This is a genomic window from Moorena sp. SIO3I6, assembly GCF_010672095.1.
The window spans coordinates 1-2,145 of record NZ_JAAHHU010000820.1 but is presented as its reverse complement, the minus strand read 5'-3'; the positions used below and the strand labels follow the sequence as shown (position 1 = coordinate 2,145).

1 protein-coding gene and 2 pseudogenes are annotated in these 2,145 nt (G+C 36.8%); all 3 read right to left on the bottom strand.

From position 1 onward, the window contains the following. Nucleotides 1-224 (bottom strand): annotated as a pseudogene (locus F6K49_RS43120) (glycosyl transferase); the annotation flags it as partial. 290 nt (nucleotides 225-514) lie between these two features. Next, nucleotides 515-1,156, bottom strand: a complete 642-nt coding sequence (locus F6K49_RS43115; RefSeq protein ID WP_081431418.1) for an acyltransferase — start codon at nucleotides 1,154-1,156, stop codon at nucleotides 515-517. Nucleotides 1,157-1,411: 255 nt separating this feature from the next. Continuing rightward, a pseudogene (locus tag F6K49_RS43110) lies at nucleotides 1,412-2,145 on the bottom strand (ABC transporter ATP-binding protein); the annotation flags it as partial.

Here is a 2,145-nt window from a genome sequence, read left to right as displayed (position 1 = left end):
TAGAGACTAAACTCAGTTGTATTGCGATATTTAACTCGTAAAGACATGGGAGCGAGATAAGGCTGATCATCATTATGTTCAATAGCATTGTGGGTGCCATTAAAAACATAAATATCCAGTTCCCTATGGCTATGCTTACGAAGAGAGTAAATTGAGACTTTCCTCTCCACTAGACTTGCTTCACCAGAGCCGATAAATACTCGCACACGCTCTTGATTTTTCATAGCTAATTGTCCTAATAGTGCTAGGGATTATGGCTATCTAGGATGTGGCTAAACTAAATTAGTATAAAATTATCGCTACAAAGCTTACTAAAAGAGGCTTGTAGCGATAACAAAAAACAATGTTTTTTAAATTTAATTGTATTGACTCCCTTATAATTTAAGGAGTTAAGCTCAGTTAAACTACTCATTTACTATCATCAGTCTAGGATAGTCGTGATTATTTATTAGTAATAAATAGATGAGATAAATCTATTTATTTGTGAATAGTTTTGTTAAAAAAAATATCCTATTTACTCCTGTTTACTATCTTTATATTCACCACGTTTACGAATAACCTTGCCCGGTACTCCTACAACTACAGAGTAAGGCTCAACACTCTTAGTTAAAACTGTCCCAGCACCGATTACAGAACCTTTACCTATTCTGCAACCATCAAGGATTCTTACTCCCGCCCCTATCCAAACATCATCTTCTATAATGACACCTTTTTTAGTAGACGGTTGAAGGTCGATAGGCGTATCAAGATCGTCAAAAGTATAGTTTGAAGTAACAATTACAGTATGGGTAGCGATTCTGACCCAGTTTCCTATAACTAAGTCACCTGCACCATAAAGAAAACAAAAAGGGTTAACACTACAGTCACTACCAATTTTTATCTTACCCTCTGCAGAGATGAGCATTGCTGAACTTCGGATAATGGAGCGATCGCCAATATGAATAGCAGAGTCTTCTAAATTACATTTAAGCGTTACATTATTTTCTACAATGACGCGATTGCCCAGAAATAATTTACTTAAATTATTTTTGATTACGCTTTTACCTATATAACAGTCTTCCCCAATATTTCCAAGTTGGTTACGATAATAGTTGTGTCTGATTTTCTGTTTATGATTATTCCATAATTTATTGATTAACTTAAAGAATTCATACATATAGCAAAGGGAACAGGGAATAGGGAATAGGGAATAGGGAGTAGGGAGCAGAGTTGCGTAGGGTGCGTTAGGGGCGGGCTAGCCCTCATGTTCAACCTCGAGCGCCAGTGTTGGGACAGCCCGCCCCGTAACGCACCACCTTTGGGCTAGCCCTCATTTTCTCGGTAGCCAGTGTTGGGACAGTCCGTCCGGAAATGAAACGGGCAAGATGCCCGTTCCACGCCTGATGCCCATTCCACCCACCGGGTCAATATATTAATGGTATAAAACTTTCCATTTTCTAGGTTGATAAAATTGACATTCTGACATTAAACTATTACTTTTAACTTGAAATTTAAATAAAACGTGGTCGTAGATATATTTAGGTCGTTTTTGAACCCATAATTTAGTAGAATAATAACCTGGCTGTAATCCAAGATAAGGCATTTCTAGCTGAAGTTCAACTACTCCATTAGAAATTTTAAATATTGTGTTATCTAGATAACTATCTAAATTTAATAATGGTTCTCCTTCCCCACAATTTTGTCTAAAAATAATACAAAAGCTTCCATTATAAATTTCTGTGTGAGCTTTGCACTTAACACATAAGGATACAGGTTGACCACTGAGAGGATAGTCAATCCTATTTCCTTGTCCATCTCTAAAGTAAACGCCAATAATATCTAAACCAGTGCTTTGTTCTGCTGGTTTCTCTTTAAAGAAAACAGCTCCTTTGGATTCCTGTTTATTATCTAGAAACAAATCTTGATCATATTGTTGCATTACCACAGCCGCCTTACCAACTGCTAGTAATTTTCCTCGTTCAAGATAAATGGCTGAATCACAAATAGATAGAATAGAATTAGGATTGTGAGCTACTAGAACAAACGTTGTACCTTTATCCCGTAATTCAGACAGCTTTCTATAGCATTTCATCCTAAACAGAAGATCGCCGACTGCTAGCACCTCATCAATCAGAAGAATATCTGGTTCTGTATGAATTGCACTAG